This window comes from Kitasatospora sp. NPDC048365 (assembly GCF_043200835.1).
In the GTDB taxonomy this organism is placed as follows: Bacteria; Actinomycetota; Actinomycetes; order Streptomycetales; family Streptomycetaceae; genus Kitasatospora; species Kitasatospora terrestris.
Map to the genome: position 1 here is coordinate 1 of NZ_JBICYJ010000113.1, position 1,069 is coordinate 1,069.

1 rRNA gene is annotated in these 1,069 nt (G+C 57.1%); it reads left to right on the forward strand.

What is annotated here, in order from left to right:
- Nucleotides 1-1,069 (forward strand): 23S ribosomal RNA (locus ACGFX4_RS41365); the annotation flags it as partial.

Consider the following 1,069-nt stretch of genomic DNA (forward strand, 5'->3'; position numbering starts at 1 on the left):
CCCAAGTAGCACGGGGCCCGAGAAATCCCGTGTGAATCTGGCGGGACCACCCGCTAAGCCTAAATATTCCCTGGTGACCGATAGCGGATAGTACCGTGAGGGAATGGTGAAAAGTACCGCGGGAGCGGAGTGAAATAGTACCTGAAACCGTGTGCCTACAAGCCGTGGGGGCAGTCCTCGGACTGTGACTGCGTGCCTTTTGAAGAATGAGCCTGCGAGTTTGCGGTGTGTAGCGAGGTTAACCCGTGTGGGGTAGCCGTAGCGAAAGCGAGTCCGAATAGGGCGACATAGTTGCATGCCCAAGACCCGAAGCGGAGTGATCTAGCCATGGGCAGGTTGAAGCGCGGGTAAGACCGCGTGGAGGACCGAACCCACCAGGGTTGAAAACCTGGGGGATGACCTGTGGTTAGGGGTGAAAGGCCAATCAAACTCCGTGATAGCTGGTTCTCCCCGAAATGCATTTAGGTGCAGCGTCGCGTGTTTCTTGCCGGAGGTAGAGCACTGGATAGGCGATGGGCCTCACCGGGTTACTGACCTTAGCCAAACTCCGAATGCCGGTAAGTGAGAGCGCGGCAGTGAGACTGTGGGGGATAAGCTCCATGGTCGAGAGGGAAACAGCCCAGAACACCGACTAAGGTCCCTAAGCGTGTGCTAAGTGGGAAAGGATGTGGAGTCGCAGAGACAACCAGGAGGTTGGCTTAGAAGCAGCCACCCTTGAAAGAGTGCGTAATAGCTCACTGGTCAAGTGATTCCGCGCCGACAATGTAGCGGGGCTCAAGTACACCACCGAAGTCGTGTCATTGCAGCAATACCCCCAACGGGGGCTGTGATGGGTAGGGGAGCGTCGTGTGCCGGGTGAAGCAGCGGAGGAATCCAGTTGTGGACGGTTCACGAGTGAGAATGCAGGCATGAGTAGCGATACAAGAGTGGGAAACTCTTGCGCCGATTGACCAAGGGTTCCTGGGTCAAGCTGATCTGCCCAGGGTAAGTCGGGACCTAAGGCGAGGCCGACAGGCGTAGTCGATGGACAACGGGTTGATATTCCCGTACCCGCTTTGAAGCGCCAACG